Origin of the sequence: Pricia sp. (assembly GCF_041745955.1) — a bacterium.
In the GTDB taxonomy this organism is placed as follows: Bacteria; Bacteroidota; Bacteroidia; order Flavobacteriales; family Flavobacteriaceae; genus Pricia.
Window position 1 is genome coordinate 1 of the sequence record NZ_JBGTHY010000553.1, and the last position, 6,559, is coordinate 6,559.

Annotated in this window: 8 protein-coding genes; 4 read left to right on the plus strand and 4 right to left on the minus strand. The window is 44.2% G+C overall.

Going from position 1 to position 6,559, the window contains the following annotated elements; all coding sequences use genetic code 11:
* Both ACEW8S_RS19950 and hisS read left to right on the plus strand, forming a co-directional pair.
* The coding region (locus ACEW8S_RS19950) for a DUF6495 family protein (RefSeq protein WP_373519864.1) at positions 1–267 on the plus strand (267 nt) is incomplete at its 5' end.
* 59 nt (positions 268–326) lie between these two features.
* Entirely contained in the window at positions 327–1,712 is a 1,386-nt protein-coding gene (hisS, locus tag ACEW8S_RS19955) for a histidine--tRNA ligase (RefSeq protein WP_373519865.1), read from the plus strand.
* Between the two features lie 133 nt (positions 1,713–1,845).
* Here hisS and ACEW8S_RS19960 read toward each other — a convergent pair whose 3' ends face one another.
* Both ACEW8S_RS19960 and ACEW8S_RS19965 read right to left on the minus strand, forming a co-directional pair.
* Entirely contained in the window at positions 1,846–2,397 is a 552-nt protein-coding gene (locus tag ACEW8S_RS19960) for an NUDIX domain-containing protein (protein ID WP_373519866.1), read from the minus strand.
* A 105-nt stretch (positions 2,398–2,502) separates the two neighbouring features.
* A complete protein-coding gene (locus ACEW8S_RS19965; protein ID WP_373519867.1) occupies positions 2,503–3,594 on the minus strand; it encodes a M42 family metallopeptidase in 1,092 nt (363 codons plus the stop codon).
* Between the two features lie 149 nt (positions 3,595–3,743).
* Here ACEW8S_RS19965 and ACEW8S_RS19970 point away from each other — a divergent pair, with 149 nt between their 5' ends.
* Positions 3,744–4,418 carry a DUF4294 domain-containing protein gene (locus tag ACEW8S_RS19970; protein WP_373519868.1) on the plus strand — a complete coding sequence of 225 codons (675 nt, stop codon included), beginning with the start codon at positions 3,744–3,746 and terminating at the stop codon, positions 4,416–4,418.
* A 7-nt stretch (positions 4,419–4,425) separates the two neighbouring features.
* On the opposite strand, the gene ACEW8S_RS19975 is transcribed toward ACEW8S_RS19970, so the two are convergent.
* Positions 4,426–4,656: a DUF6095 family protein gene (locus tag ACEW8S_RS19975; RefSeq protein ID WP_373519869.1), complete on the minus strand. Its 231-nt coding sequence runs from the start codon at positions 4,654–4,656 to the stop codon at positions 4,426–4,428.
* 30 nt (positions 4,657–4,686) lie between these two features.
* Here ACEW8S_RS19975 and ACEW8S_RS19980 point away from each other — a divergent pair, with 30 nt between their 5' ends.
* Positions 4,687–5,823, plus strand: coding sequence for a glycerate kinase (locus ACEW8S_RS19980; protein ID WP_373519870.1), 1,137 nt, complete (start codon positions 4,687–4,689; stop codon positions 5,821–5,823).
* Positions 5,824–5,892: 69 nt separating this feature from the next.
* Here ACEW8S_RS19980 and ACEW8S_RS19985 read toward each other — a convergent pair.
* A partial coding sequence (locus ACEW8S_RS19985; RefSeq protein ID WP_373519871.1) for a DUF4249 family protein occupies positions 5,893–6,559 on the minus strand: 667 nt, incomplete at its 5' end.

The following is a 6,559-nucleotide window of genomic DNA, read 5'->3' on the forward strand; positions in this document are numbered from 1 at the left end:
ATGCATTTATTCCATTGTGCAGAAAAGGAAATGAAACTGCTCTCGGTTAAAATAATGAATCCCGATATAGATCTGACCACTAAAATAGGCTTCGATTGGTTCAAGAAAAACTGGCAATCCGATTTTGTGGAATATCTGACCGCCTCAAAGGCGTATTCCGAAGAACCAAATTTGGATAAGTTCAAGTTGATCGAGCAGGGTGCGGCGATAACGAAAGGAGACTTGTATCGGTGGTTCGAGAAGGTAATTGGCCCGACGACTTCCTAGTTTTAGCTCTTATTGTTTACAGAGCCTAATCAGTTATATTAGCATATCAATATATTCCAATGTCACAAAAACCAAGTATACCCAAAGGGACCCGCGATTTTACGCCCGCAGAAGTGGCAAAGCGCAACTATATATTTGATGTGATAAAAAAGCGTTTCGAGATTTTCGGTTTCCAGCCCATTGAAACCCCATCTTTTGAAAACTCCGAAACCTTGATGGGCAAGTATGGTGATGAAGGAGACCGCTTGATTTTTAAGATTTTGAATTCCGGCGATTTTTTAGGCAAAGTTGACGAAAGCAGCTATGCTTCGAAGGATGCCTCAGTGTTGACCTCAAAAATATCCGAAAAAGCCCTCCGCTACGATTTGACCGTACCCTTCGCCCGTTATGTCGTCATGCATCAGAGCGAAATCGATTTTCCATTCAAACGCTATCAGATGCAGCCGGTATGGCGTGCCGATCGCCCCCAAAAAGGTCGATTTCGGGAGTTTTACCAGTGTGATGCCGATGTGGTCGGTGCGGATTCCCTATTACAGGAAGTCGAATTCATACAACTCTATGACGCCGTTTTTGCCGATTTGGGACTCGAAGGCGTCAACATCAAATTGAATAACCGAAAAGTTTTGGCAGGTATTGCCGAGGTCATTGGGGCTCAAGGCCTACTCATCGATTTTACGGTCGCTTTGGATAAATTGGACAAAATTGGTGCAGATGGCGTAAAAAGGGAAATGGCTACCAAAGGTATTTCAGCAGATTCCATCGCAAAAGTCGAACCGCTGTTTTCATTATCAGGGAGTAATTCGGAACAATTGGCCATCTTAAAAAATATGCTCTCCGATTCCGAAGAAGGCCTTAAGGGTGTTGAAGAGCTGGCCTTTATTATGGAAACGATCGGGAGTCTGGGATTTCTGTCCGCACAACTCTCTATAGACGTCACCTTGGCGCGTGGTCTGAATTACTATACAGGAGCAATAATAGAGGTGGCCGCTCCCAAAAAAGTGGATATGGGCTCCATTGGTGGCGGTGGCCGCTATGATGATTTGACCGGTATTTTCGGTCTCAAAGATGTCAGTGGTGTCGGTATTTCTTTCGGATTAGACCGTATCTACCTAGTGTTGGAGGAATTGGGACTGTTTCCCGATACAGTAGATCAAAACCTGCAAGTTTTGTGTTTGAATTTTGGTCCCAAAGAAGCCTTGGCCGCGCTAAAACTGACGACTTTACTGCGCAGAGCCGGGCTTAAGGCGGACTTGTACCCAACGGACGCTAAAATTCAAAAACAGTTCAAGTATGCCAATAACCGCAACGTGCCCTTTGTTATTTTAATCGGCGAAAAAGAGTTGGCCGAGAACTCGTTCGTGGCGAAAAATATGGAGAGTGGCGAACAGGAAACCTATAATTTAAAAAATCCTGAAAAATTTGTTGGAAGATTTCAAAAGGATTGAACTATTTCGAAGAAGTTTGCTTGGGAAGGTCCAAAAGATTTGCTACACCGCACAAACTTACTCGCTATTCAGCAAATCAAAGGCATACCGCTTAATTTTTCCATGAACCTTCTGAACTCCAATAAATTCAAATTCAGACAATTCGCTCCTTTACTGCCTTGATGATAGTACTATAATACACCGCCCCATGCGGCACATATTTCGAAACATTTGCCAAACCCCAAGTCTCCTCCGAAAAACGGAGAAGGGGAATAAGTCGTAAGTCCGCTACCTCACTTTCCTGTTTCCCTAATCTGTCTAGGGGCAGCTGCAATTTGCATAAAAACACATGGTGAAATTCGCAGTCCACCAAATTCTCATTGTGTTCATGAACCGCCTTGAAAACTCCTATTTCCTGCAAATCATCCTTGATAATTTTAAGTCCGATTTCCTCTTTGACCTCCCGAACTGCGGCATCCTCCATGTGTTCTCCCGCGCCCACATGTCCCGCCACGGAAACATCCCAAAGTAGGGGATGGGTATCCTTGTTCTTTGCCCTTTGTTGAATCAAAACCCTTCCATTTGCAGTAAAAAACCAAATGTGCACGGTAGGGTGAAACCATCCGTTTTTGTGCGCCTCTGATTTTAGGGCAGTTTTACCCGTATAATTTCCATCGGAATCAAGAATATCAACTATCTCATCCATAAGCAAAACGTTGAATTGCAAAATCCTCACTCGCAAAGGGGAGGTGCCATATGTAAAGGGGTTGCCGCGGCCCATTAAATAGTAAATGTCCGGTTGGCTTATCCCTTAATCATCAAAATAACTAAACGTCTCCCCATCCTTGATGTTCAGCAAAGTTTCATAGATCAATCGGATTACGTTCTCTACATCGTCACGATGCACGGTTTCGACCGTAGTGTGCATATAGCGTAGTGGCAATGAAATCAAGGCAGAGGCTACTCCACCGTTACTATAGGCAAAGGCATCGGTATCGGTTCCCGTAGCCCGGGATGCCGCCATCCGCTGAAAAGGAATTTTATGCTTTTCGGCCGTTTCCAAAATCCGTTCGCGTAGTTTGTTCTGTACCGCGGGGGCATACGAGATGACCGGTCCCGCACCGATTTCGGTATGGCCCTGAGTTTTCTTTTCGATCATTGGGGTGGTCGTATCATGGCAGACATCGGTAATGATCGCCACATTCGGTCTGATACGCTGTGTGATCATTTCCGCACCGCGAAGACCGATTTCCTCTTGTACGGAATTGGTAATGTACAATCCGAAAGGGAGTTTCTTTCTGTTTTCGTGCAATAATCGCGCTACTTCGGCTACCATAAATCCGCCTACCCGATTGTCGATGGCGCGGCAAACAAATTTATCCTTGTTCAAGATTTGAAACTCATCGGGATAGGTGATGACGCAGCCTACATGTACGCCCAATTTCGCGACTTCCGCTTTATCCTTGGCACCGATATCGATAAAAATATTTTCCAGTTTAGGTGCTTCTTCCTTTGATTTGTCCCGGGTATGAATTGCGGGCCATCCGAAGACTCCCTTCACCATTCCATTTTTGGTATGGACGTTCACCCATTTTGAAGGAGCGATCTGATGGTCGCTGCCCCCGTTTCGAATGACATAGATCAATCCGTTATCGGTGATGTAATTAACGTACCATGAAATTTCATCGGAATGCCCTTCGATGACCACTTTGTATTCCGCATCGGGATTGATAACACCGACCGCCGTGCCGTAGGTATCCGTAATAAAAGTGTTTACATAAGGTTTTAGGTAGTTCATCCATAATTTCTGCCCTTCCCATTCATATCCGGTCGGAGAGGGATTGTTCAGATATTTTTCGAAAAAATCCAGTGATTTTTTATTGATTATTTTTTTTTGGGCCATTTAATTTTCTATTTGGCCACAAACTTAGAGTAAGTTGGAGATCAAAGCAAAATGTTAGGAGGAATATTCACTTTAAATTAAGAGGGATTCGATAATAAGAGCGTTTAATTATCGTTAATTTTGGCAGGACTTTTGTTCAAACGACCCCAATGAAAAATTGTCATGTCATTTTATTTTTTTTACTCTTCGTCTGGTCGGGCTACGCCCAAGTTGAGGAGCAACCTATAGACTCCATCACCGAGAAAATGATCATCATCGAGGGGGATTCCATTTTCCGCAATTCCATCGATCTTGACGAGGTCTATCTTTTCGGAAATCTCAAATTCGATTCCTATAAGGACAAGTTACGGTATTACATCCTCCGTAGAAAGACCTTGAAAGTCTATCCTTACGCCAAATTAGCGGCGGAACGTCTGGTCGAATTGAACGATAGCATAACAAAAATCAAGAAAAGAAGGCATCAGAAGCGCTACACCAAGGAAGTCCAAAAGTTTATAGAGGATGAATTTTCGGCGGAACTCAAGAAATTGACGCGTACCGAGGGCCAGATTTTGGTAAAGCTTATCTATCGGCAAACCGGTACCACCGCCTTTGACCTGGTCAAGGAATTGCGCAGCGGCTGGCGAGCCTTTTGGTACAATACGACGGCCGGCATGTTCAGCATCAGCCTGAAAGAGCAGTTCCATCCCGAGCGCATCCATGAAGACTATCAGATCGAAGATATCTTGCAACGCGCCTTCGCTTCATATCGGCTGGAACGCCAAGAATCTGTTTTAGACTACGACTACGGCCAACTTACCGATAAGTGGGGCCCCGGCGACTGATTACTTATTACTGCTCCTTCTTTCCAAATAAAGAATCAAGAATAACCTTAATGCCGTAAAATCCCATCGCAATCGCCGCTACCCCTAGTATCAATCCTAAAACAAGTACCGGCCAATACAGCGGATTTTCTTCGTTCTTGAACGCCTGATAGATGACGACCGGAGCCGTGAACATGAGCGCAATGGTGTAGGCCATATATTTTATTCCTTTTACCAGCAGGTCTTTGTCCGTTTTCATTGCTTATCTTTAGGGGCCTATAGCCATACTATGAAGGTTCTGTTAATTCCGGATAAATTTAAGGGTTCTTTGGATGCCAAGGAAGTGATTCGGGCAATTTCGGAGGGAGTATGCCAAGTACATCCCGGTGCTGAAATTTTTTCGGTATTGGCTTCCGATGGGGGCGACGGCTTTTTGAACGCAGTTTCGGAAAATTTGAATTGTACTACGACTACTGTGGTTACTGTAGACCCCCTAAATCGTAAAATGGAGGCCGTATATCTTTTCGACAATGTCACAAAAACGGCCTATATCGAACTTGCAAAAGCATCGGGACTCGAACTGCTAAAGGGTGCGGAACGTGACGTAATGCGGACGTCTAGTTACGGAACAGGCTTGCAGATACGCCATGCCATCGAAAATGGCGCGACCAAAATCTATTTGGGATTGGGCGGAAGCGCTACGAATGATGGCGGAACTGGCATCGCAAAGGCATTGGGATATCGTTTTTTGGATGATTTGGGACATGAACTAGAACCGGTGGGAGGCGAGCTTTCCAAAATTGCAAAGATTGAAAAGAAGGATGTTGCCCTAGATGTAACAGGAATTTCCTTCCATGCGGTCAACGATGTTAATAATCCACTTTACGGGAAGCAGGGCGCGGCGTATGTTTATGCGGAACAAAAGGGAGCAACTTCCAAAGAAATCCAAAAATTGGACAAGGGGCTGAGACATTTGGAAGCCATCGTTAAGGACCAACTGAAAAAAAACGCAGCACAACTTCCCGGTGCCGGTGCGGCCGGAGGTACGGCTTATGGTTTGAACGTATTCCTCAATGCGGAATTCATCTCTGGAATAGATTTCGTACTTCGCCTAGCAAAGGTAAACCAACTGTTGTCCGACCATCATTTCGAATATATTATCACTGGAGAAGGAAAATTTGATGAACAGACCTTACACGGAAAATTGATCAAAGGGGTGATCGATCTTGGAAGGCAGTATCAAATTCCTGTGATTGCCATTTGTGGACAATCGGATATCGATTCCGCACAGTCAAAATCTATCGGTTTGGAAGTTATTCTGGAAATCAGGGATACTGCGAAATCGGTGCAATATAGTATGGACAATGCAGCCCGGCTAATTAGGGAAAGTATCTTCAGTTTTTTTAAAAGTACCCTCAAAAAATGATAGTTATTTTTTGAACAAACGAATTTATCATCCCCAAATCCTAATTCAGACCATACAAGCAAACCCAGATTACTCTATTAGAATTGATTCACTAAAAGTCTGGCAAATTGCAAAATAGCCGAGGGCAAAGTTGTTTCGGTCATCCACATTGTCGAAGCTGTTTGTGTTATCAATATTTGTAACATTGATGATATTCCCCCGAACGGTTGCCGAGGGAGTCTGAAACGGACCCTGATCTCCACCAGCCTGTACGAGCAATTGGTTCATATAATTGTAAAACGATTCGTCGACGCCAAGAATTGCGATGTCTATATTCCGACCCGATTTTACTTCCTCGTCATAGAAATACGAAAACTGAAAGGTCTGACCTGGATAGAATTCATCTTCGGTAACCAGGTACTCATTGAAATCAAAATCGAAAAGATAGAAATTGTCGCGTTCGGGGCTGTCTGTGAAGGATACCAAAATTTCGGTCTCCTCACCGGAAAAGAGTGTGCCATCACCCTGTAAGAGCGTATCTATGGGTGCCGTGGGAACGTATTCGGTCAATGCAAGATACCGTTCGTTGTTATACTCGATAGAAAGTTCAAAGGTACCCCCACCAGTAAAAAATGTGGTATTTTTTGCACCCTCATATCGGCCGGGCGCCGTTTTAGTGAGGACGATAAAATTTTGGTCAAGGGCACTTTTAGGTTCATAATCCGGATTCAGAATTGTTATCTGCTGTAGTTCAGCA

Bases quoted from the DNA above. Each gene is read 5' to 3' on its own strand.
- ACEW8S_RS19980 (WP_373519870.1), top strand. From the start codon at position 4,687: ATGAAGGTTCTGTTAATTCCGGATAAATTTAAGGGTTCTTTGGATGCC.
- ACEW8S_RS19960 (WP_373519866.1), bottom strand. From the start codon at position 2,397: ATGGATGAGATAGTTGATATTCTTGATTCCGATGGAAATTATACGGGT.
- ACEW8S_RS19965 (WP_373519867.1), bottom strand. From the start codon at position 3,594: ATGGCCCAAAAAAAAATAATCAATAAAAAATCACTGGATTTTTTCGAA.
- hisS (WP_373519865.1), top strand. From the start codon at position 327: ATGTCACAAAAACCAAGTATACCCAAAGGGACCCGCGATTTTACGCCC.
- ACEW8S_RS19970 (WP_373519868.1), top strand. From the start codon at position 3,744: ATGAAAAATTGTCATGTCATTTTATTTTTTTTACTCTTCGTCTGGTCG.
- ACEW8S_RS19975 (WP_373519869.1), bottom strand. From the start codon at position 4,656: ATGAAAACGGACAAAGACCTGCTGGTAAAAGGAATAAAATATATGGCC.